Origin of the sequence: Xanthomonas sp. GPE 39 (assembly GCF_000963005.1) — a bacterium.
Taxonomy (GTDB): domain Bacteria; phylum Pseudomonadota; class Gammaproteobacteria; order Xanthomonadales; family Xanthomonadaceae; genus Xanthomonas_A.
In genome coordinates, this window is record NZ_JZHZ01000007.1 from 1 (window position 1) to 25,089 (window position 25,089).

24 protein-coding genes are annotated in these 25,089 nt (G+C 60.7%); 13 read left to right on the forward strand and 11 right to left on the reverse strand.

All coding sequences use genetic code 11. From position 1 onward, the window contains the following. Nucleotides 1-231 precede the first annotated feature (231 nt). From dnaA to XALGPE39_RS00120, 11 genes are all read left to right on the forward strand, one after another. Nucleotides 232-1,569, forward strand: a complete 1,338-nt coding sequence (gene dnaA, locus XALGPE39_RS00070; protein WP_045726477.1) for a chromosomal replication initiator protein DnaA — start codon at nucleotides 232-234, stop codon at nucleotides 1,567-1,569. Between the two features lie 263 nt (nucleotides 1,570-1,832). Further along, nucleotides 1,833-2,933, forward strand: a complete 1,101-nt coding sequence (dnaN, locus tag XALGPE39_RS00075) for a DNA polymerase III subunit beta (protein ID WP_045726478.1) — start codon at nucleotides 1,833-1,835, stop codon at nucleotides 2,931-2,933. Nucleotides 2,934-3,203: 270 nt separating this feature from the next. Further along, the gene (recF, locus tag XALGPE39_RS00080) at nucleotides 3,204-4,304 is read left to right on the forward strand and encodes a DNA replication/repair protein RecF (protein ID WP_045726479.1); all 1,101 of its coding nucleotides are present in this window, start codon (nucleotides 3,204-3,206) and stop codon (nucleotides 4,302-4,304) included. 121 nt (nucleotides 4,305-4,425) lie between these two features. After that, nucleotides 4,426-6,888 carry a DNA topoisomerase (ATP-hydrolyzing) subunit B gene (gene gyrB, locus XALGPE39_RS00085; protein ID WP_045726480.1) on the forward strand — a complete coding sequence of 821 codons (2,463 nt, stop codon included), beginning with the start codon at nucleotides 4,426-4,428 and terminating at the stop codon, nucleotides 6,886-6,888. Nucleotides 6,889-6,970: 82 nt separating this feature from the next. Beyond that, nucleotides 6,971-7,813 (forward strand): CPBP family intramembrane glutamic endopeptidase, encoded by an 843-nt coding sequence (locus tag XALGPE39_RS00090; RefSeq protein ID WP_045726481.1) that lies wholly within the window; start codon nucleotides 6,971-6,973, stop codon nucleotides 7,811-7,813. Between the two features lie 67 nt (nucleotides 7,814-7,880). Beyond that, nucleotides 7,881-8,687, forward strand: a complete 807-nt coding sequence (locus XALGPE39_RS00095; RefSeq protein ID WP_045726482.1) for a M48 family metallopeptidase — start codon at nucleotides 7,881-7,883, stop codon at nucleotides 8,685-8,687. A 159-nt stretch (nucleotides 8,688-8,846) separates the two neighbouring features. Next, entirely contained in the window at nucleotides 8,847-10,040 is a 1,194-nt protein-coding gene (locus XALGPE39_RS00100) for a tetratricopeptide repeat protein (protein ID WP_045726483.1), read from the forward strand. Between the two features lie 150 nt (nucleotides 10,041-10,190). After that, on the forward strand, nucleotides 10,191-10,865 hold the full coding sequence (locus XALGPE39_RS00105; RefSeq protein ID WP_045726484.1) for an energy transducer TonB: 675 nt from the start codon (nucleotides 10,191-10,193) through the stop codon (nucleotides 10,863-10,865). Between the two features lie 96 nt (nucleotides 10,866-10,961). Then, complete coding sequence (gene exbB, locus XALGPE39_RS00110) at nucleotides 10,962-11,723, forward strand: TonB-system energizer ExbB (RefSeq protein WP_045726485.1); 762 nt, start codon at nucleotides 10,962-10,964, stop codon at nucleotides 11,721-11,723. A 42-nt stretch (nucleotides 11,724-11,765) separates the two neighbouring features. After that, the gene (locus XALGPE39_RS00115; RefSeq protein ID WP_045726486.1) at nucleotides 11,766-12,191 is read left to right on the forward strand and encodes a biopolymer transporter ExbD; all 426 of its coding nucleotides are present in this window, start codon (nucleotides 11,766-11,768) and stop codon (nucleotides 12,189-12,191) included. A 3-nt stretch (nucleotides 12,192-12,194) separates the two neighbouring features. Continuing rightward, nucleotides 12,195-12,611 (forward strand): biopolymer transporter ExbD, encoded by a 417-nt coding sequence (locus XALGPE39_RS00120; RefSeq protein WP_045726487.1) that lies wholly within the window; start codon nucleotides 12,195-12,197, stop codon nucleotides 12,609-12,611. Nucleotides 12,612-12,768: 157 nt separating this feature from the next. Here XALGPE39_RS00120 and XALGPE39_RS00125 read toward each other — a convergent pair whose 3' ends face one another. The 5 genes from XALGPE39_RS00125 to XALGPE39_RS00145 all read right to left on the reverse strand — a co-directional run bounded on the left by XALGPE39_RS00125 (nucleotide 12,769) and on the right by XALGPE39_RS00145 (nucleotide 16,788). Then, entirely contained in the window at nucleotides 12,769-13,194 is a 426-nt protein-coding gene (locus XALGPE39_RS00125) for a response regulator (protein ID WP_045726488.1), read from the reverse strand. 137 nt (nucleotides 13,195-13,331) lie between these two features. Continuing rightward, on the reverse strand, nucleotides 13,332-14,105 hold the full coding sequence (locus XALGPE39_RS00130; RefSeq protein ID WP_045728827.1) for a pyridoxine 5'-phosphate synthase: 774 nt from the start codon (nucleotides 14,103-14,105) through the stop codon (nucleotides 13,332-13,334). 13 nt (nucleotides 14,106-14,118) lie between these two features. Beyond that, a complete protein-coding gene (locus tag XALGPE39_RS00135) occupies nucleotides 14,119-14,388 on the reverse strand; it encodes a hypothetical protein (protein WP_045726489.1) in 270 nt (89 codons plus the stop codon). A 124-nt stretch (nucleotides 14,389-14,512) separates the two neighbouring features. Then, a complete protein-coding gene (cls, locus tag XALGPE39_RS00140; protein ID WP_045726490.1) occupies nucleotides 14,513-15,982 on the reverse strand; it encodes a cardiolipin synthase in 1,470 nt (489 codons plus the stop codon). Nucleotides 15,983-16,080: 98 nt separating this feature from the next. Further along, nucleotides 16,081-16,788, reverse strand: coding sequence for a 2OG-Fe(II) oxygenase (locus XALGPE39_RS00145; RefSeq protein WP_045726491.1), 708 nt, complete (start codon nucleotides 16,786-16,788; stop codon nucleotides 16,081-16,083). A 151-nt stretch (nucleotides 16,789-16,939) separates the two neighbouring features. On the opposite strand from XALGPE39_RS00145, the gene XALGPE39_RS00150 reads away from it, so the two are divergent. Next, entirely contained in the window at nucleotides 16,940-17,395 is a 456-nt protein-coding gene (locus tag XALGPE39_RS00150; protein WP_045726492.1) for a hypothetical protein, read from the forward strand. A gap of 61 nt (nucleotides 17,396-17,456) precedes the next feature. Here the strand turns inward: XALGPE39_RS00150 and XALGPE39_RS00155 are convergent, their stop codons facing one another. The 3 genes from XALGPE39_RS00155 to XALGPE39_RS00165 all read right to left on the reverse strand — a co-directional run bounded on the left by XALGPE39_RS00155 (nucleotide 17,457) and on the right by XALGPE39_RS00165 (nucleotide 20,903). Continuing rightward, entirely contained in the window at nucleotides 17,457-18,659 is a 1,203-nt protein-coding gene (locus XALGPE39_RS00155) for an amino acid aminotransferase (RefSeq protein WP_045726493.1), read from the reverse strand. A 247-nt stretch (nucleotides 18,660-18,906) separates the two neighbouring features. Next, nucleotides 18,907-20,067: an FMN-dependent L-lactate dehydrogenase LldD gene (lldD, locus tag XALGPE39_RS00160; RefSeq protein WP_045726494.1), complete on the reverse strand. Its 1,161-nt coding sequence runs from the start codon at nucleotides 20,065-20,067 to the stop codon at nucleotides 18,907-18,909. Between the two features lie 254 nt (nucleotides 20,068-20,321). After that, the gene (locus XALGPE39_RS00165; protein WP_082061918.1) at nucleotides 20,322-20,903 is read right to left on the reverse strand and encodes a PEMT/PEM2 methyltransferase family protein; all 582 of its coding nucleotides are present in this window, start codon (nucleotides 20,901-20,903) and stop codon (nucleotides 20,322-20,324) included. A gap of 252 nt (nucleotides 20,904-21,155) precedes the next feature. Here XALGPE39_RS00165 and fabV point away from each other — a divergent pair, with 252 nt between their 5' ends. Further along, complete coding sequence (fabV, locus tag XALGPE39_RS00170; protein WP_045726495.1) at nucleotides 21,156-22,361, forward strand: enoyl-ACP reductase FabV; 1,206 nt, start codon at nucleotides 21,156-21,158, stop codon at nucleotides 22,359-22,361. A 117-nt stretch (nucleotides 22,362-22,478) separates the two neighbouring features. Here the strand turns inward: fabV and XALGPE39_RS00175 are convergent, their stop codons facing one another. The 3 genes from XALGPE39_RS00175 to XALGPE39_RS00180 all read right to left on the reverse strand — a co-directional run bounded on the left by XALGPE39_RS00175 (nucleotide 22,479) and on the right by XALGPE39_RS00180 (nucleotide 24,972). After that, entirely contained in the window at nucleotides 22,479-23,501 is a 1,023-nt protein-coding gene (locus tag XALGPE39_RS00175) for a sugar kinase (RefSeq protein ID WP_045726496.1), read from the reverse strand. 525 nt (nucleotides 23,502-24,026) lie between these two features. Beyond that, nucleotides 24,027-24,470, reverse strand: a complete 444-nt coding sequence (locus XALGPE39_RS15340; RefSeq protein ID WP_152624778.1) for a hypothetical protein — start codon at nucleotides 24,468-24,470, stop codon at nucleotides 24,027-24,029. Nucleotides 24,471-24,582: 112 nt separating this feature from the next. Beyond that, the gene (locus XALGPE39_RS00180) at nucleotides 24,583-24,972 is read right to left on the reverse strand and encodes a hypothetical protein (RefSeq protein ID WP_045726497.1); all 390 of its coding nucleotides are present in this window, start codon (nucleotides 24,970-24,972) and stop codon (nucleotides 24,583-24,585) included. Between the last annotated feature and the right edge of the window lie 117 nt (nucleotides 24,973-25,089).

The window sequence follows — 25,089 nt, forward strand, 5'->3', positions numbered from 1 at the left end:
AAAGAACCGGAAATTCTATAGGTGTACCTATACCGCGGTCAACTCTCCCATCGCGCGACACGCCAGTGAACACCAGAGGCTGTGGATGAATCTGTGAATAGATGCGGGAAAACCATTCCCGCTCCTGCGCGCCAATGGTAGTCTGAGCCACCGATTTCCTTCCCGACTGGCCGAATGTGCAGCGCCTGTGCGCACTCTTCAGAGCCGGTCTTTTCGACGAATTTAGATCTGATGGATGCTTGGCCCCGTTGCCTGGAACGTCTGGAAGCCGAATTTCCAGCCGAGGACGTTCACACTTGGTTGAAACCGCTGCAAGCAGAGCAGCGTCATGACAACAGCATGGTGCTCTATGCGCCGAATGCCTTCATCGTGGAACAAGTCCACGCGCGCTACCTGCCGCGCATCCGCGAATTGCTGAATTACTTTGCAGGCAGCGAAGATGTGCTGTTGCAGGTGGGTTCACGCCCACGTGCGCCAGAACCGGCGGCACCCACCAGCGATACCACAACTGCGCGCACGCCCAGCCCGCAGTTGCTGGAACCCTTCGCTGGCAACCTGGATTCGCACTACACCTTCGCCAACTTCGTCGAGGGCCGCAGCAACCAACTCGGCCTGGCCGCAGCGGTGCAGGCGGCACAGAAACCCGGTGACCGCGCACATAACCCGCTGCTGCTGTACGGCGGCACAGGTCTAGGCAAGACCCACCTGATGTTCGCTGCCGGCAATGCGATGCGCGAACACAATCCGAACGCACGGGTGATGTACCTGCGCTCAGAGCAGTTCTTCAGTGCGATGATCCGCGCCCTGCAGGACAAGACCATGGATCAGTTCAAGCGCCAGTTCCAGCAAGTGGACGCGCTGTTGATCGACGACATCCAGTTCTTCGCCGGCAAGGACCGCACCCAGGAAGAGTTCTTCCACACCTTCAATGCGCTGTTCGACGGCCGTCAGCAGATCATCCTGACCTGCGACCGCTATCCGCGCGAGGTCGATGGCCTGGAGCCACGCCTGAAATCACGCTTGGCGTGGGGCCTGTCGGTGGCGATCGACCCACCCGATTTCGAGACACGTGCGGCCATCGTGCTGGCCAAGGCACGCGAACGCGGCGCCGAGATCCCCGACGACGTGGCGTTCCTGATCGCCAAGAAAATGCGCTCCAATGTGCGCGACCTGGAAGGCGCGCTCAACACGCTGGCTGCCCGCGCCAACTTCACCGGCCGCGCGATCACCACCGAATTCGCCCAGGAAACATTGCGCGACCTGTTGCGCGCGCAGCAGCAGGCAATCGGTATTCCCAACATCCAGAAGACCGTCGCCGACTACTACGGCCTGCAAATCAAGGATCTGCTGTCCAAACGGCGCACGCGCTCATTAGCCCGCCCACGGCAGATGGCAATGGCCCTGACCAAGGAATTGACCGAGCACAGCTTGCCGGAAATCGGCGATGCCTTCGCCGGCCGCGACCACACCACCGTGCTGCACGCCTGCCGACAGATCAAACACCTGATGGAAACCGACGGCAAGCTGCGCGAAGACTGGGACAAGCTGATCCGCAAGCTCAGCGAGTAGTGGCGAGCACCACGTGATAAATCAGTGCATGACTTCGCGACAAATCCGGGAGAAACTGTGGATAAAGCACGGCGCAGCAGCGGCGGCAAAACGATCCACAGGTTTCCCCACCTGTTCCGGGGGAGTAATACATGGGATTGAAAGCGTGAAATCTTATTTATTTTCAATAGCTTAAGTTACATTTGCACCGAATTTCGCTCTACCATCACCACCACGCTTTTGATTTATTCCACATCTTTTAAAGCATAGGGGCACGGAACCAAATGCGTTTCACACTGCAGCGCGAAGCCTTCCTGAAGCCATTGGCGCAAGTCGTCAATGTGGTCGAACGTCGTCAGACCTTGCCGGTGCTGGCCAATTTTCTGGTCCAGGTCCACGGCGGTCAGCTTTCGTTGACCGGTACCGACTTGGAAGTGGAAATGGTCTCGCGCATCGCGGTCGATGATGCCCAGGATGGTGAAACCACGATTCCTGCGCGCAAACTTTTCGAAATCGTCCGTGCCCTGCCCGACGGGAGCAAAGTCACCGTCTCCCTTTCCAACGATAAAATCACCGTCCAAACCGGACGTAGCCGTTTTACCTTGGCGACTCTACCGGCCAACGATTTCCCTTCAGTGGACGAAGTCGAAACCACAGAACGCGTCCTGGTGCAGGAAGCTGCGCTAAAGGAATTGATTGAGCGGACTGCGTTTGCGATGGCGCAGCAGGACGTGCGTTATTACCTGAACGGCCTATTGTTCGATCTGCACGACAAAACGCTGCGCTGTGTCGCCACAGATGGGCATCGTTTGGCCTTGTGCGAGACGGAACTGGAAAACGCTGGCGGCGCTAAACGCCAGATCATCGTGCCGCGCAAAGGCGTGACGGAGTTGCAGCGGCTGTTGGAAGGCGGTGATCGCGAAGTCGAATTGGAAGTTGGCCGCAGTCATGTGCGGGTCAAGCGTAACGATGTCACCTTCACCTCGAAGTTGATCGACGGTCGCTTCCCCGACTACGAAACCGTGATTCCGATTGGGGCCGACCGTGAAGTCAAACTGGATCGGGAAATCCTGCGTGCAGCACTGCAACGGGCAGCGATCTTGTCCAACGAGAAGTATCGCGGTGTGCGCGTGGAAGTCTCACCGGGCCAGTTGAAAATCAGTGCCCATAACCCTGAGCAAGAAGAGGCCCAGGAAGAAGTCGAAGCCGATACCAAAGTCAGCGATCTGGCCATTGGCTTCAATGTGAACTACTTGCTGGATGCCCTGTCCGCGTTGCGGGAGGAGTTCGTGGTGATTCAACTGCGGGATGCGAATTCTTCCGCATTGGTCCGTGAGGCCAGCAGCGCCCGATCGCGCCACGTGGTCATGCCATTGCGCCTGTGACGTGTACAAGCCCCAATGTTCCACGTGGAACAAGCACAAAAGAACGACCCGGCCTTGCGCCGGGTTTTCTTTTATCCCTGCATGAAACACCCCACCCCGTCCTTTGTATGTGGGAGGGTGCTACGAGGGCATCAAAGCGCAGTTGTGACCGCACCGGATCCGACAGAGGAACCGATTCGATCAGACGTGTGTGGCATGTTTGGGTATGCTGGCAATCTGCCTTTCGACGATCTGCGTGCGCCCGGCGCGAACGCTTGCCCCTGATTCCGCATGCACCTTTTCCGTCTCGATTTCCATCATCTGCGTCGTTTTGCATCGATTGAATTAACACCGGCGCCAGGCATGAACCTGATTACCGGTGACAATGGCGCGGGAAAAACCACGATTCTGGAAGCCATGCACCTGATGGCGTATGGGCGCAGCTTTCGTTGTCGTGTCCGCGATGGCCTGGTTCGCCAGGGCGAGGCTGCACTGGATGTCTTCGTGGAATGGCACGAACAAGGCGCCGATACGATGCAGATGCGCCGTCGGCGCGCTGGACTGCACCACAGCGGCCAGGATTGGCGTGGTCGTCTGGATGGGCAGGATGTTGCGCATCTGGGCACCTTGTGCGCGGCCTTGGCGGTGGTCACTTTCGAACCGGGGAGCCATGTGTTGGTCAGTGGTGGCGGCGAACCGCGTCGGCGTTTCGTTGATTGGGGTTTGTTCCACGTGGAACCTGATTTCCTGTCACTCTGGCGACGCTATGCCCGGGCACTCAAACAGCGCAATGCACTGTTGAAGAGTGGAGGTACCGGCGCGGCGTTGGACGCCTGGGACCACGAGCTGGCCGAGTCCGGCGAGCCGCTGACATCGCGTCGGCAGCATTATTTGGACCGACTCCTGCGACGACTGCTGATCCTTGCCCCGGAGTTGGCACCGGCGCTGGGGATCGAGCAATTGCAATTTTCACCGGGGTGGCGGCGCCACGATGTTTCACTGGCAGACGCACTGTTGCTCAATCGCGACCGCGACCGTCAGCTTGGTTACACCACTGCTGGCCCGCATCGTGCGGATTGGAGTCTGGGTTTTGCCACGATCCCAGGCCGCGAGGCTCTGTCGCGAGGACAGGCCAAGCTCACCGCACTGGCCTGTCTATTAGCCCAGGCCGAAGACTATGCCGAGCAACGTGGCGAATGGCCGGTGATCGCGCTGGACGATCTGGCATCGGAGCTGGATCAGCATCATCAAGCTCGGGTATTGCAGCGTTTGTGCGCTGGGCCGGCCCAGGTCTTCCTGACCGCGACCGAGACGCCGCAGGCATTGACCGATGCAGGTCTGCCAATCGCGCGGTTCCACGTGGAACATGGACAAATTCTGTCGCCTTCCTAGCGCGCAGCGGGTCCACCCGCCAGGACTGCTATAATTGCGCCGAATTACCTAATCACCTATCCAGCGGTGCGAGCAGGCTCCCGCCTATCCTCGCCGCCTCGTGGAGCCTACGGCGCGCGCAATGACCGACGAACAGAACACCCCGGCAAACAACGGCAATTACGACGCGAATAGCATCACTGCCCTGGAAGGCCTGGAAGCAGTGCGCAAGCGTCCAGGGATGTACATCGGTGACGTCCATGACGGCACTGGCCTGCATCACATGGTGTTCGAGGTGGTCGATAACTCCATCGACGAGGCTTTGGCCGGTCATGCGGACCATGTCGCGGTCATGATCCATGCCGATGGTTCGGTGTCTGTGTCCGATAACGGCCGTGGCATTCCGGTCGGCAAGCATGCGCAGATGAGCAAGAAGCTTGATCGCGAAGTTTCGGCAGCAGAAGTCGTGATGACCGTCCTGCATGCAGGTGGTAAGTTCGACGACAACAGCTACAAGGTTTCTGGTGGCCTGCATGGCGTCGGCGTCAGCGTGGTCAACGCGCTATCGGAAAAGCTGATGCTGGATATTTTCCAGGGTGGCTTCCATTACCAGCAGGAATACAGCCACGGTGCCGCCTTGGCACCGCTGAAGCAGTTGGAAACCAGCACTAAGCGCGGCACCACACTCCGCTTCTGGCCGTCGGTGAAGGCGTTCAATAACAACGTCGAGTTCCACTACGACATCCTGGCTCGACGCCTGCGTGAGCTGTCCTTCCTCAACTCCGGGGTCAAGATCGTGCTCGCCGACGAGCGCGGTGAAGGCCGTCGCGACGATTTCCATTACGAAGGTGGCATCCGTAGCTTCGTCGAGCACTTGGCGCACCTGAAAACCCCGCTGCATCCGAACGTGATTTCGGTGAGCGGTGAACATAACGGCATCACCGTGGAAGTGGCGCTGCAATGGACCGACTCCTACCAGGAGACGATGTACTGCTTCACCAACAACATCCCGCAAAAAGACGGTGGCACTCACCTGGCGGGTTTCCGCGGTGCCTTGACCCGCGTGCTCAACAACTACATCGAGCAAAATGGCATCGCCAAGCAGGCCAAGATCAATCTGACTGGCGATGACATGCGCGAAGGCATGATCGCGGTGCTCTCGGTGAAGGTCCCAGACCCGAGTTTTTCCAGTCAGACCAAGGAAAAGTTGGTCAGTTCCGATGTGCGTCCGGCGGTCGAGAATGCCTTCGGCGCACGTCTGGAAGAGTTCCTGCAAGAGAACCCCAACGAAGCCAAAGCCATCGCCGGCAAGATTGTCGATGCCGCGCGCGCCCGCGAGGCTGCACGCAAGGCACGCGACCTGACCCGTCGCAAAGGTGCCTTGGATATCGCCGGCCTGCCCGGCAAGCTCGCCGATTGCCAGGAAAAAGACCCTGCGCTATCTGAACTGTTCATTGTCGAGGGTGACTCGGCAGGTGGCTCGGCCAAGCAGGGCCGCAATCGCAAGAATCAGGCGGTCCTGCCCTTGCGTGGCAAGATCCTCAACGTCGAGCGTGCGCGTTTCGATCGCATGCTGGCCTCCGACCAGGTCGGTACGCTGATCACCGCCTTGGGGACCGGCATCGGTCGCGACGAGTACAACCCGGACAAACTGCGCTACCACCGCATCATCATCATGACCGACGCCGACGTCGACGGTGCGCACATTCGGACGTTGCTGCTGACGTTCTTCTACCGGCAGATGCCGGAGCTGATCGAACGCGGCTACGTGTACATCGGCTTGCCCCCGCTCTACCGGCTCAAGCAAGGCAAGCAGGAGCTGTACCTGAAGGATGACAACGCGCTCAACGTCTACCTCGCCAGCAGCGCGGTCGAGGGTGCGGCACTGATCCCGGCGACCGGCGAGCCGCCGATCACCGGTGCCGCTCTGGAGAAGTTATTGCTGCTGTTCGCCAGCGCCAATGAAACTGTGGCACGCAATGCCCATCGCTACGATCCGGCGCTGCTGACCGCGTTGATCGACTTGCCGCCACTGGACGTGAACCAGCTCGAAGCCGAAGGCGAATTGCATCCAAGCCTGGATGCACTGCAAACGGTTCTCAATCGCGGTAACTTGGGCTCGGCCCGCTACACCTTGCGCTTCCAGCCGGCCAACGAGCAGCGTCCGGCCACCTTGCTGTTGGTGCGTCGCCACATGGGCGAGGAAATGACCCAGGTGGTGCCGATGGCGGTGTTCGAAAGCGGCGAATTGCGGCCGTTGCGCGAGGTCGCGTTGGCGTTGCACGGTCTGGTGCGCGAGGGTGCGCAAATCGTGCGTGGCAATAAGACCCAAGCCATCTCCAGCTTTGCGCAAGCGCATGCCTGGTTGTTCGAAGAAGCCAAAAAAGGCCGTCAGATCCAGCGCTTCAAGGGTCTGGGCGAAATGAACGCCGAACAGTTGTGGGAAACCACGGTCAACCCCGACACCCGCCGTCTGTTGCAGGTGCGTATCGAGGACGCTGTGGCAGCCGATCAAATCTTCAGCACCTTGATGGGCGATGTGGTCGAACCGCGTCGTGATTTCATCGAGGAAAACGCGCTAAAGGTCGCCAACCTCGACATTTGACCGCGGCTGTCTTGCGTTCCTGGCTTGCGCGCCAGGACGCAGGGCTTGCCATGTCTTTGGCCCGCTTTTGTCCAGGATTGCGATGACTGGCTTGCCGTCCCCTGCCGTGCCACCTCTCCCCCTGCCCGTCAGGCCTGGTCCGCGTTGGCCTGTCTTGGGATTTTTCCTGGATTTCACCCTGGCAGCGGTTGTGCTGGTGATGGTGAGCGTGTTGTGTGGACTGGTCTGGGGCGTATGGCGTGGTTTTCAGCTTGCCATGGACCTGCGCGCCCAAGGCGTCGCCAGTGAGCGAGTGGCCGCGTTGGTCACTCACCGCATCGGCCAGCCAGGTGCAGTGGCGCAACTGTTGATCGCCTTGGTCAGTACCTTGTCCGCGGCGATGTTGCTTTACTTCTTGCGCCGTCCAGCCAGCGCCGCCGAGCGCCGGGCCTCTTGGCAGGCGGCACGCACGCCTTCGACCTGGGGTTGGGTGGTACTGGTGGTTGTCGGAGTGTTCTTTGGCAGTAACGCGATCTCCGCGCTGGCCACCCAGATCGCCATCAAGCCAGTGCCGACCAACCTGTCACTGATGCAGGGGGCAATGGTGCATGCGCCGGTTTTGCTGTGCGTGTTCGCCGTACTGATCGCGCCGGCCTACGAGGAAGTGTTGTTCCGTCGTGTGCTGTTCGGGCGTCTATGGGACGCGGGCAAGCCGCGCTTGGGGATGCTGCTCAGCGGCGCAGCTTTTGCCTTGTCGCATGAAGTGCCTGGTAGCAGTGGCAATGGTTTGGCCGCCACCGCACAGCTATGGCTGGTGTACGGCGGCATGGGCATGGCGTTCGCTTGGTTGTACAAGCGCACAGGCACCCTGTGGGCGTCGATCGCTGCGCATGGCCTCAACAACGCGATTGCTGTCGCCGGTCTGTACTGGTTTGGCATAACCTGAAGGTTAGTTTGACGAAAAGTTAAGACGCTTCCGACGAAACTTCGGCAGGTGTTAAGAGGGGGGCTGTATGAAACAAGTGGTACTCGGCGCGTCGATCACGATGCTCCTCGCTGCGTGCGCGACAACAACCTCGCCAACCGGACGCACCCAAGTGGTGGGCGGTATCTCGCAGCAACAACTCGATCAGATGGGTGTACAGGCATTTGCTCAAGCAAAGGCCAAAGAGACTCTCGATACCGACCCCAAACGCAACGCTTACGTGCGCTGCGTGGTCAATACGTTGGTTGCGCAATTGCCCGACCAATGGCGCAGCACATCGTGGGAGACTGCGCTGTTCAACGACAAGGAAGCCAATGCGTTCGCCCTACCGGGTGGCAAGGTTGGGGTGAACAACGGCATTTTCACCGTCGCAAAAAATCAGGATCAGTTGGCGGCTGTGCTTGGTCATGAGATCGGTCATGTCATTTCGCGCCATCATGAGGAACGCATTACCCGTCAGCTGGGTGCGCAGGCCGGCTTGAGCGTGATCGGTGCGCTGGCTGGCGCGCGTTATGGCCAAGGTGCTACTGACACGGTCAATCAATTCGGTGGCATGACCGCGCAGACATTGTTCCTGCTCCCTGGTTCGCGCGAACAGGAAACCGAGGCGGACGTGGTCGGTCAGCGGCTGATGGCGCGGGCGGGTTTCGATCCGGCGCAGGCCGTGGATTTATGGAAAAACATGATGGCCGCTGGTGGCCAGCATCCACCGCAATGGCTGTCCACTCACCCCGACCCGAGCGCCCGTATCAGCGAATTACAGCGCGATGTCCCTGCGCTAGAACCGGTGTACGCGCAGGCGCGCAGTGCTGGGCGGACCCCGCAATGCGGTTGAAATCTCTCGTCGTCCGTGCGGTTGACGCTCGCATCGCAACAGGAAGTGCATCTAAAAACGTTTTCATGGCGTGCAGCTTTCTGATAGGTTTGCCGACCCGGCCGTGGTTGGCCACTTCGTCTTCTGTTCCGCTCCGGGCGGTTTCCACCGAGGTGACTCATGAAATTCCGTAATCGCAAGCAAGCGCTGTTGTCCCTGGTGATCGCTGCTGCCCTTGGTGGTGTGGTGGTGAGCGACGCTCTGGCACAGAGCGATCATTCCGAACAGCGTTCTTCACACAAATCCAAGAACGACAAGGCGACGGTGATGTTCCCCAACGCCGAGCGCAAGGAACCGGCAGGCAAGCCTTCTTCCAAGCTCGGCAGCAAGTTGCAGAAGCTGATCGACATTTACAACAAGGGCGAAGACTACGCCGCAGTGCGCACGCAGGCCGACGAGATTCTGGCCAACAGCGGTGCCAACGAGTACGACAAGTCGCTTGCCGCACAGCTTGCCGCACAAGCGGCCTATAACCTCAACGACACGAAAGCTGCCAAGCAATACCTGCAGCAGGCGATCCAATTCAATGGCCTGGACAACAACGGCCATTTTCAGTCGATGCTGATGCTGGCGCAGTTGCAACTGCAGGACGAACAGACAGCCGAAGGCTTGGCCACGCTGGACAAATATTTCGCCGAGTCCAAGTCGAACCGTCCGGAAGACTTGATTCTCAAGGGCCAGGCGCTGTACCAGACACAGCATTATCAGGAAGCGATCCCGGTGTTGAAGCAGGCCATCGCCGCCTCGCCCGAACCCAAGGACAGCTGGAATCAGTTACTGATGGCGTGCTACGCCGAAGCTGGCCAGACCGGCGAAGCGATCAAGGCAGCCGAAGCGTTGGCCGCAAAATCGCCTAACGACAAGAAGGCCCAGCTCAACCTGGCCAGCATGTACATGCAGGCCGATCAGATGGACAAGGCCGCCGCTGTCATGGACAAGCTGCGTGCCAGCGGACAGTTGACCGACGAGAAGGAGTACAAACAGCTCTACTCGATCTACGCCAACACCGAGCACAAGGAAAAGGACGTCATCGCGGTCATCAACGAAGGCATACAGAAAGGCATCCTCAAGCCTGACTATCAGACCTATCTGGCCTTGGCGCAGTCCTACTACTACACCGACCAGTTGCCGCAGGCGATCGAGAATTGGCAGAAGGCCGCGCCGCTATCCAAGGATGGCGAGACTTATCTCAACCTGGCCAAGGTGCTTCACTCCGAAGGCCGCATCCCCGAAGCCAAAAAGGCCGCGCAACAGGCGTTGGCCAAGGGTGTGAAGAAGCCGGAAGAGGCGAAAAAAATCATAAACCTGAAGTGATGCAAAAAAAGCCCCCGAATACCAGTGCTGAAAGTAGTGCAGGTAACAGGGATTGGTATAAGCTTGGAGGTTCGTGCGGTCTGAGTGCCGCGTGAACAAGGATGACGCATCATCGCGAAATCCGTCCCCCCTCAATTGAGTCATTGGCGCATGACGGAACAACTGGTCATTCATCGGCATTACGACAAAGATGACGCCTCCAGCCTCAGCTGGCCGCGCATCATTGGTATTGCCTTCGTAATCGCACTGCATCTTGCAGCGCTGATGTTGCTGCTGATCCCCGCCGTGGCGCCCAAGGCACCGGCGGAAAAAGAACGCAACATCGTCGTCACGATGGTGGACGTCCCGCCTCCACCGCCGCCGCCGCCGCCGCCGCCTCCGAAGCAGGACAAGCCGCCGCCGCCGGTCAAGAACCTGGCGCCGCCGAAGCCGACGCCGTTGCCGCCGCCGCCGCAAGCACCGGTGGTCGACGTGCCGCAGCCGCGCGAGAACGACATCGCCACGCCGCCGTCGCCGCCCGCGCCGCCATCGCCGCCGTCGGAAATTAGCGCCAGCGTCGATATCTCATCGAAGAACATGAATCCGCCGAAGTATCCGCCGGCTGCATTCCGCGCGGGCGCTCAAGGTGAGGTGATTCTGATCATCGATGTCGATGCAAGCGGTAATGTCACGAACGTTTCCGTCGAAAAATCCAGCCGCAACCGCGACCTGGACCGTGCTGCAATGGACGCAGCGCGCAAGTGGCGGTTCAATGCCGCTGTCGTCAATGGGCAGAAGAGCGCCGGTCGTGTCCGTGTTCCGGTCAACTTCGCACTGAACAATTGATACAACGGTGAGCGAGCCGGCGTTGTGCCGGTTCGCAGACCCTGTCTACTCTTTGCACCACCCTCACCACCACCACACACAACAAAGGTAAGCGTCATGCTGCAGGAAATTTTCATCGCCGCTGCTGCGGGGGGCAACAACGCATCGAACGCCTTGTCGCAGATGGGCTTCGAGCACCTGATCACCGAAATGACTTCCAAGCCGGGTGACTTCGCCGTCTCCTGGGTGGTCCTTGTCACCCTGATCACCATGTCCGGCTCGTCCTGGTACTGGACGGTCATCAACATCTTCCGCGCCACCCGTCTGAAGAGCCAGGCCGACCGCGTCACCAGCCTGTTCTGGGACACCCCCAATGCACAAGACGCCATCCGCGCGATGGAAGAGCAACCGGCCAGCGAGCCGTTCTCGAAGATCGCACTAGATGCTGCCCAGGCCGCTGCGCACCATCAGCGTTCGGAAGGCAACGGTGCTGGCCTGGGCGAGAGCCTGAGCCGCTCGGAGTTTGTCGACCGCGCTCTGCGTCAGGCTGTGACCCGCGAAAGCACCAAGCTGCAATCGGGCATGACCCTGCTGGCGACGGTTGGTGCGACTGCGCCGTTCGTCGGTCTGCTGGGTACGGTGTGGGGTATCTACGGCGCGTTGATCAAGATCGGTGCCACCGGTTCTGCCTCGATCGATGCCGTTGCCGGCCCGGTGGGTGAAGCGTTGATCATGACCGCCATCGGTCTGTTCGTCGCGATCCCGGCCGTGTTCGCCTTCAACTTCTTCAGCAAGGTCAACAGCTCGGTGATCGCCAAGTTCGACACCTTCGCTCACGACCTGCACGACTTCTTCGCCACCGGTTCGCGCGTTCGCTGATTCCTGGTCAAGTCGTCCACGCAATGATTAACGGAGCCCGTTATGGCTTTCAGTAGTGGTAACAGCGGCGGCCCCATGGCCGACATCAACGTCACGCCCCTCGTGGACGTGATGCTGGTGCTGCTGATCATCTTCATCATCACGGCACCGCTGATGTCCCACAAGGTCAAGGTGGAACTGCCAAAAGCCAACTTGAACCGCGATCCGGACAAGGACGACAAACGTCCGAATCCGATCACGGTGTCGGTCAAGGAAGACGGCTCGCTGTATTGGAACGACGAACCGATTTCCAAGGAAGCTTTGGAGTCGCACTTCTCCACTGCAGCTCAGCAGACTCCGCAGCCGCCGCTCAACCTGCGTGGCGACCGTACGACCAAGATGCGCACGATCAACGAGATCACCAAGATCGCGCAGGGTCAGGGCATGCTGGACGTCGGTTTCATTGCGACCAAAGACAAGGGGAATTGAGCCATGGCCTTCAGCTCGGGAAATAGCCGTGGCCCCATGGCCGACATCAACGTCACGCCGCTGGTCGACGTGATGCTGGTGTTGTTGATCATCTTCATCGTGACCGCGCCGATCATGACGTATCCGATCGATGTGGATCTACCGCAGAAGGTCATCAACCCTCCCCCGCAGTTGCGCGATCCACCGCCGCCGATCGATTTGCGAATCGATGCGTCGAACCAGATCTTCTGGAACGATGGCGCAGTGGCGGTGAGTGCGCTTCCGCAGATGATGGAAAACGAAGTACAGCGTGATCCGACCAACCAGCCGGAACTGCGCATCAACGCCAATCCGGATTCCGAATATGAAGTGATGGCCAAGGTGCTGGCTGCCGCGAAAAATTCGGGGATGAAAAAGATCGGCTTTGTAGAACAGCAATAAGCTTCACCGCAACACCTCAGTCATGACGCGACTGCAAACGCCACCGGCAACGGTGGCGTTTTTCTTAAAAAGTGCCGGTATGGCATGCTTCTCGCCACGCTTCGCTGCGGAAAACGCGCAGCCAAGGCAAAGTCAGATCGCAGTACCTACAGCGACCTCAGGCGACAGAGATAGCAGAGGATGCGGCTAAAGAAGCGTCGTCAGCGTGGTGGAAGCACAGCCGGATGGCATCGAGAAGTTGGCTCATATCGTATGGCTTGGGCAAGAAATGGATGCCCTCGCGCAGCCGCGACAGCACCGCCTGCTCCTCCATGCCGGAGGTCACCAGAATCGGGAGCTGCGGTTGCCAGTCACGCACATGGTTGGCTGTGGCGATGCCATCCAGCCCGCCTAGGTGGACGTCGGTGAACAACAGATCGAAACACCTGCCGGCATCGAGCAGCGCCAACGCCGCTTCTGCAGTCTCTACGGCGACGACGTCACACGCCTGGCTTTCCAGCGTCAGGCGGCTGAGTTCCTGGATGTCTTCGGCATCCTCGATGATCAGGACGCGCGGTTCAACATGGCGCTTGGACAACAGCATAACGCGGTGACTCCGGACAACAGGCGGCAAAAAACGCGCAAGTATGGTCAATGCGGAGGTGAAGCTCGCGTGTAGGGATGAATGGCGGTCCCGAACCACGCAAGCTTGGCCGGGGCGCTGGAGTGAACTGTGCGTGCCTAGTGGGAAGCCTGAGCCTGCCCGGAATGGCCGGCGAGAACGGCCAGATACGCCTTTACCGTGGCGTCGAGCCCGGCGTATAACGCTTCGCCGATCAGTGCGTGGCCGATCGATACCTCTAGCACCTGCGGCACCTGCGCCAGAAACATTTCCAGATTGGCTTGGGTGAGATCGTGGCCGGCGTTGACACCCAGTCCCACGGCTTGCGCGCGACGTGCGGCGGCGGCGAACGCGGCTGCCGCCGCTCCATCGCCTCGCTCGAATGCGGCAGCATAAGGACCAGTGTAAAGCTCGATCCGGTCTGCTTCCAATTCGGCTGCGATGGCCAGATCGGGATTATCGGCATCCACGAACAAGCTGACCCGGCAGCCCAGTGATTTCAATTCGGCGATCAGTGGCCGTAGGCGGTGACTGTCGCGGCCAAAATCGAAGCCGTGGTCCGAAGTGAGTTGGCTATCGCCATCCGGCACCAGGGTCGCCTGCGTTGGCCGTGCCTGCGCGCATAATGCGATCAGGCCAGGGTAACCGGGGCGTGGCGGTGCGAAGGGATTGCCTTCGATGTTGAATTCGACGCCGCGTGCTTGGGTCAACTCCGCCAGTGCCAACGCATCCTCGGCATGGATATGGCGCCGATCTGGGCGCGGATGCACGGTAATGCCATGCGCGCCGGCATCCAGACAGGCACGGGCGGCGTCCAACACGCTAGGCAGCTCGCCCCCACGGGAATTGCGTAACACCGCGATTTTGTTCACGTTGACGCTGAGCTTGGTCATCGCCATCGATGAATCAGGGGGTGCTGGCATCGTTGTTGGCTGCCGCTGCGGCATGACGCCGTGCTTCGGCTTGCTCACGTAGGCGACGCAATTCGACTGGATCGATCATGGGGAGCGCATCGCGTTGGCTGGCGTCGCCAATCTTGGCCGCATACCAGCCGCGCGCCCAGGCAAGCATGAAGCCGAGCGCGACGAGCAGGCTCACGACCAGCAACCACATATACGGCGTCGAAAACGCCAGAATGAAAGCACCTAATGCAAACGGCAGAAAGAGCCAATACATGACGAACTCCCCAAGGATAGCGGCAGTGTACGCCGCAGGGTGGTTCGGTTCCACGTCTCCTGTCGCGGAGTTGCTGCGCGGTTACAGGATGTGGATGACCTGCCGGGTATCCTGCAACGTCTGCCTATAACAGTGGCGAGGTCAGTCGTGCAATGGCCTCGGGCAGCCGGTGGCGCCACAGGGAGCGTTTGCGATCTTCGCGCACGCGCACTGCTGCCGCGATCTGCTCGCCGATCAGTTCGGCCAACTGCTCGGTGAGCGAACGATCACGCAAGAGCATGGCCACCTCGAAATTGAGCCGAAAACTGCGGTTGTCGAAATTGGCGCTGCCGACCAGGCATAGATCTTCATCGGCAATCAGTGCCTTGGTGTGCAGCATGCGCGGACCGTACTCGTACACTTTGACCCCGGCCTGTAACAACTCGTCGAAATACGAGCGCGCGGCCAGCGTGACCAGTCGCGAATCGCTGCGCTTGGGCACTAGCAAGCGCACGTCCAATCCACCCAATGCGGCCGAGGTCAGTGCCATGCGTGCGGCCTCGCCGGGGACGAAGTACGGCGTCACCAACCACACTCGCCGTTGCGCCTCGTGGATCGCCGCGACTTGCAGGCGGTGAATGCTTTCCCATGACGAATCGGGTCCGGAGACCAGCAACTGGGCCTGGATCGTGCCAGCGTCGCGGCTGGGCATATCGTTAGGCCAGATCCGCGCCATGTTGAAGGCATCGCGGCTTTGTTCGGTGGCGTACAACCAGTTTTCCATGAACACCAGTTGCAGGCTGCGCACGACATGTCCTTCGCAGCGTAGGTGCAGGTCGCGGTAGGCGTCGGCGCGCAGCGCCTCGTTTTCCTCGTCGGTGATGTTGATGCCGCCAGTGAAGGCGATGCGGCCATCGATCACCACGATCTTGCGGTGAGTGCGCAGGTTGACCCAGGGCCGCTTGAACTTGAACGCATCCAGCAACTTGTTGGGATGGAACCAGGCCACTTCGCCGCCGGCATCCAGCAGTGGCTGCACAAAGCGCTTCCCCACTTGCGATGAGCCGACCGCATCCAACAGCAGGCGCACACGCACGCCAGCATGCGCGCGTTCGATCAGCGCATCGCGGATACGTGTGCCGGTGCGGTCGGGGTTGAAGATGTAGTACTCCAGATGCACATGGTGCTGCGCGGCGCCGATGTCGCGCACGATTGCGTCATAGGTTGCCGCGCCGTCCACCAGCCACTGCAATGTGGTCGCCGAGCTCGGTGCCAAGCCGGTGGTGGACTGAGCGATCTTGGCCAGTTCGGTGCAGTGAATATCCGGCGGACACACGCGATGCTCGTATTCCATGCCCGAACGTGTACGACCGCGGCGCAGGCGCTGTCGCTTCACTTTCTGTGGTCCAAGCAGGTAATAGATGACGAAGCCCAAGTAGGGTAACGCCGCCAGCGATAGCACCCAGCTCAGCGTCGCAGCAGGTTCGCGTTTCTGCAGCACGATCCAGCCGCTCAGCCACAGGATGTAAAGCAGATAAGCCACCGTGGTGTAGGCACCGATATGAGGGATACCAGTCAGGTGGTTCCAGGCGTTGTGTAATATCGCGACGAGCATCGGCGGATTCTACGGCCCGTCGTGTGATGCGCGGCTTGCATGACGATGAACGCCCGGTTCGCAGACAAGCCATCTGCGTCTTGATGAACCTGCCTGCCCTATTCCTGCGGATACAGCGCCTGCGCCGATTGGAACAAGATCCAGCTTGTGGCGATGAATTGATCGCCGCCGCGCGGACGGTTGCCGCGATGGGTGTGGGTGAATGCGGTCGGGGCGATCAGCAGACTTCCCGCGCGTGGCGCGATCTTGCGTCGTTGGAACAGGAACTCGGTTTCCCCATCCTGGAAATCGTCGTTGAGATACAAGGTCCAGAACAAATGCCTGTGCAAGGTTTCGCCATTGGGATCGCGCGGTGATAGCTCACAGTGCCAGTACGGATATCCCCCCTCGCCTGCCGCGTACCATTGCAAGGTGATTGTCCCTGGGCGTAGACAGGCACGCGCTAGATTGGACAACGCAGCGTCGTCCAGCAGCGCGAAGTCTTCGGCTTTGAGCCAGTGCGCTTGGCCATCGGCACCGGGCACCTGCAGCATCAGCGGCGAGATCAGGGTCTGCGGGTACTTGCGCAAATAGCCGAGCAGCCCGCCCAACACTGCTTGTTGCAGCCGCAGTTCCACTTCCCGCCACGGTTCCAGGCCACTGATGCGCAGGTCATGGCTATGTTTGAGTTCCGGGAATACGCCGCCGTCGATTTCGCCAGGCCGCAATAGCGTGCTGGCGCGCAGACGGCGCATGATTGTGGCGCAGTCCTCGCGGGACATGGCGCCATCGAATACTTCGATGAAATCGGCAGACAGATCGGACATGCCGTGACCTTAGCAGCGATTGCGCACAGCCGCAGCGATATGCGCACTGCTGCTGCACGGCGTTTGCCAGCCTGCGAGGTGGCACCCACAAGCTTCACTACAGATGCCGATTAAATGAGAAGATTCAAGAATCAATTTGGGGCAAGTGAACATGATCAAGTGGCAGAATCTTTTCGTCGCATCCGTGCTGGCGCTGGCGGTATCGGGTTTGGTGTGCGCGCAGGAGGCGTCGACTCCCGCGGCAGCGACTCAAACGGTGTATTACGCCGAAATGCCCTCCTCAGCCAGTGCGCTCTCCAACGCCATCATGGTTCCAGTCATCGGTAGCAGTAATGCGGTCAAGCAAATGGAGCGACTCATGGCACAGGGTGCAACGACTCCGCTGGAAGTGGTTGCATACGGTGACAACGAGCGCATCGTGCTGAAGTCGGTCGAGGCCGCGCTCAGGTTTTTCCACGGCAATCAGCTGCCCAATCTGACCATGGGCGTTGTGGCGAGTGCCGATAAAGTGGAAAAGTTGCGCCCATTGGCCGAGCAGCTTGGCGTGAAGCTTGTGGTTGAACAACCTTTGAAAATATCCGACGCTGCCGGCTCGCGCGCGAAATAAAAACTCCCGGTGTCGTCACGACACCGGGTGTGCGTTGAGTGCTTGCACGTTGCGCGGCGGCTCAACCCTTGGCGACGGTTGCCACCGCGTTGGTGACATAGTCCAGGTTGCTCTGGCTCAGTGCGGCCACGCAGATACGGCCAGTGCCGACGGCGTAGATGCCGAATTCCTCGCGTAGCCTGTCCACTTGCGCCTTGCTCAGGCCAGAGTAGGAAAACATGCCGGCCTGCTGCTGGATGAAGCCGAATTCCGGCGCACCCAGGGCCGCCAGTTTCTGCACCATGCCGGCGCGCAGGGCGTGAATGCGCTCGCGCATTCCGGTCAGTTCCTGCTCCCACATCGCGCGCAATTCGGGGCTGTTCAGTACCCCGGCGACCAAGGCCGCGCCGTGCGTGGACGGGCTGGAATAGATCGTGCGGATGATGCGCTTGACCTGCGACTGCACCGCCTTGCTTTCTGCGGCCGTGGCCGACACCACCGAAAGCGCACCGACGCGCTCGCCATACAGCGAGAACGATTTGGAGTACGAGCTGGCGACCACATAGCTGTTGATGCCAGCTTCAGCCAGCAGGCGTACCGCATAAGCGTCTTCCTCGATCCCTTTGTCGAAGCCTTGATAGGCGATATCCACAAACGGGAACAGGCCACGCTCCTTCAACAGCGCGGCCACGCTGCGCCACTGCGCATGGCTCAGGTCAGCGCCGGTCGGGTTGTGGCAGCAGGCGTGCAGCAGCACGATGCTGCCGGGAGCGAGCTTTTGCAGGTCGGCGAGCATGCCGTCGAAATCCAAGCCGTGCGTAGCCGGATCGAAATAGGTGTAATCGACCACGTCGAAGCCGGCGGCGGCGAACACCGCGCGGTGGTTTTCCCAACTCGGGTGACTGATGGCGATGGTCGAGGTGGAGAGCAGCTTTTTCAGCAAGTCCGCGCCCACGCGCAGTGCGCCGCTGCCACCGACGGTCTGCGAGGTGGCGACGCGGCCAGCGGCCAGCAGCGGCGACTCGGCACCGAACAGAAGCTTTTGCGTTGCCAGGTCGTAGGCGGGCAATCCATCGATCGGCAAATAGCCGCGCGGCTTGGCCTCCTGCGCTAATTGCTGTTCGATCTGGCGCACGGCACGCAGCAGCGGGATACGGCCGCTTTCGTCGTAATAGATGCCCACGCCCAGATTGACCTTGGTCGGGCGGGGGTCGGCGTTGTAAGCCTCGGTCAGGCCCAGGATCGGGTCGCCTGGAACCTGTTCCACGTTTGCAAAGAAGGACACGGCGTTACTCGTTCGGTGGCGAAAAATGATGGTGCCGGGAGGAACCGGAGCCGGCGCGGTCAACGCCTCATCCTAACAAACGCAGACGTGCTCCGGCTTGGTTTCACGTGTGCTCGTGTGCCTGAGGCCGCCGCGCGATCATGGCGCATCCCGGCTCCACCACGTCGCCGGGTTCGGCAGGATTGCGCGCGTCGGCCAGGTTGTCGCCTTGCTTGCCGTGGGCTTGCAGGCGACGTGCGTTGCCGCGTTACCCCGCGCCGGTCGCCACAGCCGCGACCGGCGCGAGAGAGTCTCGGGTGATCGCGTCGATGGATTTGGTCCCGGTCAGGGTCATCGCCACCCGCATCTCCTTCTCGATCAGCGACAACAGATTCTCCACCCCGGCTTGACCGTCCGCGGCCAGCGCATACACGAACGCGCGACCGAGCAGGACCGCATCGGCGCCGAGCGCGAGCATGCGTACCACGTCCAATCCGCTGCGGATGCCGGAATCTGCAAGGATCTTCAGCTCGCCTTTGACCGCATCGGCGATGGCCGGCAGGGCGCGTGCGCTGGACAGCACGCCGTCGAGCTGGCGCCCGCCGTGGTTGGAGACGACGATGCCATCGGCGCCAAAGCGCACAGCGTCGCGCGCATCGTCCGGGTCGAGGATGCCCTTGATGAGCATCGGCCCGGTCCAGAATTCGCGGATCCATTCCAGGTCCTTCCACGAAATCGACGGATCGAAATTGGCGCCCAGCCAGCCGATGTAATCGGTCAGTCCGGTGGTGTGACCACGATAGGTGGAGATATTGCCCAGATCGTGTGGTTGCCCGCGCACGCCCACGTCCCACGCCCAACGCGGATGCGCAACTGCCTGCAGCATGCGCCGCAGTGCGGCGTTTGGACCGCTCATGCCCGAGTGCGCATCGCGATAGCGCGCGCCGGGAGTGGGCATGTCCACGGTGAATACCAAGGTGGTGACACCGACGGCCTTGGCCCGTTCCAGCGCGTTGCGCATGAAGCCGCGGTCCTTGAGCACATAGAGCTGGAACCACATCGGCCGGTCGATGGCCGGCGCGACTTCCTCGATCGGGCAGACCGACACCGTGGACAAAGTGAACGGCACGCCTTTGGCTGCCGCTGCCCGCGCCGCCTGCACTTCGCCACGGCGCGCGTACATCCCGGTCAGGCCGACCGGTGCCAGCACCACAGGCAGTGCCAGGCGTTCGCCGAACAGTTCGGTGTGCAGCTCCAGCGCAGACATGTCGCGCAGCACCCGTTGGCGCAGCGCGATGTCGGCCAGGTCGGCGACATTGCGTCGCAATGTCTGCTCGGCATAGGCGCCGCCATCGATGTAATGAAACAGGAACGGCGGCAGCCGGCGCTGCGCTGCGGCACGGTAATCGGTGGCGGCGGAGATGATCATGGGCAGGGGCGTCGGCTTGCGGAAGGGAGGCGTGAGGCGCGCGCATCGGGCACCGTCTTCGTCGCATGTCACCAGACAACGGTCACACCAGAACGACATCGGTGCGAGTGAAGGCCGCAGATTAGAGCGCTGCCGTTACCAGTGGTCAAGCACGTTTTTCTGCAACGCGTGCGGTGACAAATGGTGATGTGCTCCTATCCCAAGCACGATGTCGTTGGGTTGTCCCACGGGTATTCCCATGCGGTCCCGCTGCTTCACCACACCCATGGCAACAGCCGCCAGCGATGCGCGGCATACGTCGGATAGTCCTGGGGAAACGCTTCGGTCAGCATGGCTTCTTCGATGCGAATGCGATGCACGAACACCCAGGTCACCGGCAGCACGATCACCAGCAACGACAGCACATTGCCCATCCCGACCGCCAAACCATAGAACGCCAACAGGGCGCCGGTATACGAGGGATGCCGCAGATAACGGTACGGCCCGTGACCGATCAGGTGTTGGCCATCCTGAATGGTGAGATCCACGGTGAACCAGCGCGCCAGCACCCGGACCGCCCACAGCCGCAGGGTCAGACCGCCGATCAGCAGCGCGCAACCCAGCCAGCGTGCAGGCACACGCAGCGCCGGTGCCGCGCGCCATACATCCGACATCGACAACAGCACCGCCACCGTGACCGCGGCGTACAGCACACGCCACAGCAGCCTTAGCGTGCCTTGGTCGTGGGTGCCGCCATCGGCGGCGCGGCGGCGATGGCCCAGCAACAGTTCGCCGCCGCACCAGCACAGTCCCAGTATCAGGAACAACAGATCCGGAGGGTGCAGTGTCATGAGCATGATGGTGTCCTGGTGGAAGGTGCACAGATGAGATGCCATGGGCATCGCACCTCAGGGCCAATCGTGTGCGTCCTGGCACGCTGCGCCTAGATCCTGTGCCATCCAGGGAACATGATGCAAGGATGCTGGTGCCTTACCCGCGCCAGGCGTGCGATCGCACACCATACGATGGCGTGTGCTGAGGCCGGGACTTCTTCGCGCCAGCCGCACACATTAAGATGCTCCGCGCATTTTGCCGACGAGGAATTCACCGTGATCATCCATCCGAAAGTCCGTGGTTTCATCTGCATCACCGCGCATCCGCTCGGCTGCGAGCGCAATGTGCTTGAGCAGATCGAAGCCACGCGCGCGCGCGGCGTGCGTCACGATGGCCCGAAGAACGTGCTGGTGATCGGCGCCTCCACCGGCTATGGCCTGGCCTCGCGCATCACCGCCGCGTTCGGTTTCGGCGCTGCCACGCTGGGCGTGTTCTTCGAAAAGCCCAGCAGCGATAAGAAGCTCGGTAGCCCAGGCTGGTACAACAGCGCCGCATTCGACAAACATGCCAAGGCCGCCGGTTTGTACAGCCGGTCGATCAACGCCGATGCGTTCTCCGATGCAACCCGCGCGGAGGTCATCGAACGGATCAAGACCGAAATGGGCGGGCAGATCGATCTGGTGGTCTATTCGCTCGCCTCCCCGGTGCGCAAACTGCCCGGCACCGAGGAAGTGAAGCGCTCAGCGCTCAAGCCAATCGGCCAGACCTACACCGCCACCGCCATCGATACCAACAAGGACGCCATCATCGAGGCGTCGGTCGAACCGGCCACCGAGCAGGAGATCGAAGACACCGTCACCGTGATGGGCGGTCAGGATTGGGAACTGTGGATCCAGGCACTGGACGCCGCTGGCGTGCTTGCCCCGCGCGCACGTACCGTGGCGTTTAGCTACATCGGGACCGAGATCACCTGGCCGATCTACTGGCATGGCACCCTGGGCAAGGCCAAGATCGATCTGGACCAGACCGCGCAGCGGTTGCATGCACGCTTGCAGCGTCACGGCGGCGCGGCGAACGTGGCGGTGCTCAAATCGGTGGTGACCCAGGCCAGCGCGGCGATCCCGGTGATGCCGCTGTACATCTCCATCGTCTACAAGATCATGAAAGAGAAAGGCTTGCACGAAGGCACCATCGATCAGGCCGACCGCCTGTTCCGCGAGCGCCTGTATCGTCAGGACGGCGAACCGGCGGCGACCGACGCCGAGCATCGCTTGCGCCTGGACGATTGGGAACTGCGTGACGAGGTGCAGGACGCCAGCAAGGCGCTATGGCCGCAGGTCACCACCGAGAACCTGTTCCAGCTCACCGACTACGCCGGCTACAAGCATGAGTTCCTCAAACTGTTCGGTTTCGACCGCAAGGACATCGATTACGATGCCGAAGTCGATCCGAACGTGACCTTCGATTGCATCGAGCTGTAGCGCATCCGTCGCGGTCGCAGGCATGGCTGGCCCGCGTCGGCCAGCCTCGCAAGCGATCGCGCCCGCGCCATGTCCAGCATTGCGCCACCGTGTGCAGGTGGCGCAATGGTCATCGTCTCACCGCTTCACATCGAAGCGTGTCGTCCCCACGCTGGACTGCACCTCGGCCTCGCTCAGTACCAGCATGTCGCCCGGTACGGAATGTTTAAGGCAACCGGCGGCCAGGCCGAAGCGGACCGTGGCGGTATCGTCCCAGCCGCGGCATAGGCCATGCAGCACGCCGGCGGCGAACGCGTCGCCACCACCGATGCGGTCGACGATGCCGGTCAACTCTTCGGCCGGGGCCTGCGCCACACTGCCATCGCGCCGCAGCAGCATCGCGCCCAGGCTGTGCCACTCCGCGCTGTGCGCCACGCGCTGCGTACAGGCCATCAGTTGTAGCTGCGGGAACGCGGCGAACGCATCGCGTGCGCCGGCTTCCACGCGTGCTTGGGCGCTGTCCTGCCGATAGCGGTGGCCCAGCACCACTTCCAGATCGCGATAGTCGGCGAAGAGCACATCGGCCTGCGCCATCAGCGGACGCAGAATGCTTGGCGCGTCGCCGTCCCAGGCCTCCCACAACGAAGGCCGGTAATTGCCGTCGAACGAGATCCGCATCCCGGCCGCACGCGCGGCTTGTGCCGCCGCCAACGCGACGGCCGCGCCGCGTTCGCCCAATGCAGGAGTCACCCCGGACAGATGCAGCCACTGCGCGCCATGTAGCAGTGCAGGCCAGTCGTAGGTTTCAGGGAGAGTCGTGGCGAAGGCCGAGCCGGCGCGGTCGTAGGTGATTGCGCTGGGCAGGTGTCCGGCACCGGTGCTGAGAAAATACAGCCCCATGCGCCCCTGGGCGAAACGGATGCCACCGGTGTCCACGCCGTGACGGCGCAACTCGCCGGCGGCGGCGGCGCCGAGCGGATTGTCCGGCAGCACGCTCACCATCCTCACCGCATGGCCGAAATGCGCCAGGGCCACACCGACATTGGCCTCGGCCCCACCCACTTTTACCTCTAGCCGTGGTGTTTGCAGCAGGCGTTCGTGCCCGGGCGCGGCCAGGCGCAGCAACAGTTCACCGAAGCAGACGATATGGGAGACGGTCATAGCGGGCAGATCCTGCACGGTCGAAAGAATGTCAAGCATGCCGGGCAATACCTGCGGTGGCTAGAGAAAGTGAGGGCGTGGCAACGCGTATAACGGCGACATCGACGCAGCGATGCGTATCCGCCGTTGAACATTGAACATGTCTACGCAAGACCTGCGGCAAGATCCTTGGATTCAAAGCGCCACTCGATATCTTCGTCGAGGAATTCAAAAACAGCGTTGCGAATCAGAGTTGAATCCTCCCCGTCTTAACGTGCATGGACGGAAGTTGTTGTGCGTTAGCCGATGTGGCGGCACCAGCCGCCAGTCCGACCACGGTGCATAGCGCGGTTTTGCGGAAATGACGAACGATCGAATGTGTGGAGATGATGATTCCTCTGCATTTCACATGGAAGGTGATGCAACGTACCTGCCAAACGGATCATGCGAATCATGAGCGCCACCGGATGGTTGCCTCTGCGGCAGCGCTGGCATCGGCAACGCGCAGGCCCGTGACGCGATGGGCCCTCGCGCATATCAGGCATCTTAATGTGGATATTCGTCGATTATGATCGTGTTGTTTTCAATAGTAAAATACACCTCATTCGTATTATTCACCGTATACCCCCTCGCGTATATACCAGCCATACTGGTACCGTTGCTGCAGTTAGGTGTGCTAAACGCATTCGCGCTGTAAGTGGAGCCGTATAGTAGGCCTGGTGCGGTGCCGAAGCCGCCATCCGTCGTGGTGCCGTGCCTGTTGCGGTGCACCGTCGGCGCGGTTACTGGGACACAAGCCCACCCATTAGGGTTATTAATGTTTTGTATATAAATAGCTTTCACGGTAGAGACATAATTTACCGTATACGCCGGCACACCTTGTTGTGCACTAGCCGACGTGGCGGCGCTGGCCCCCAGCGCTAACATGGTGCACAGCGCGGCTTTGCGAAAATGACGAATGGTCGAATGTGTGTGCATGATGATGTCCATTGAATCAAAGGGAAATGCGCTATGCGCGCGACCAGTGCATAGCGCGCGGTAACGCTGACATCGACAACGTGGCGGCCCAAGGGATGAGCCGCCGTACATGGGGCACTAGCTGTTATTGAATGACTCTTGTGTAGGTATTTGTGATTTCTATGAATCCCGGTCGCACTTTACGGTAATCGTGCAAAGTGAAGGTTTTGCTAAGACCGTTAATCCAACCAATACGCTCGCAGATCGGTGCGGTTGTTGGGATCACAGTGAACTGAACATTCGTCTCAAAGTCGTAGCCTGTATAAACGACGGTGCCGCCGCTAGGGACAGCCGTCACACAATAATGGATGCCAGTATTGCTTACGACATACACGGAACTGACGTTGCTGTTCCAGTTCTTGATGTAAACGGGCACGTCAGCTGCCGCGTTCGTCGAGAGGGTGGCGCCGATTGTCAACGCGAAGATACTGCACAGCGCGGTTTTGCGAAAATGACGAGCGGTCGGAGTAGACATGATGGTTTCTCTTGAATCTAACAGGGTATGCAACGTGCTTGGCAATTGCTAGTGACACAGCGCCCATCCAATGCACCGCGCATTAATAATGGCAAGCTTGGTATCGTGTCTACTGTG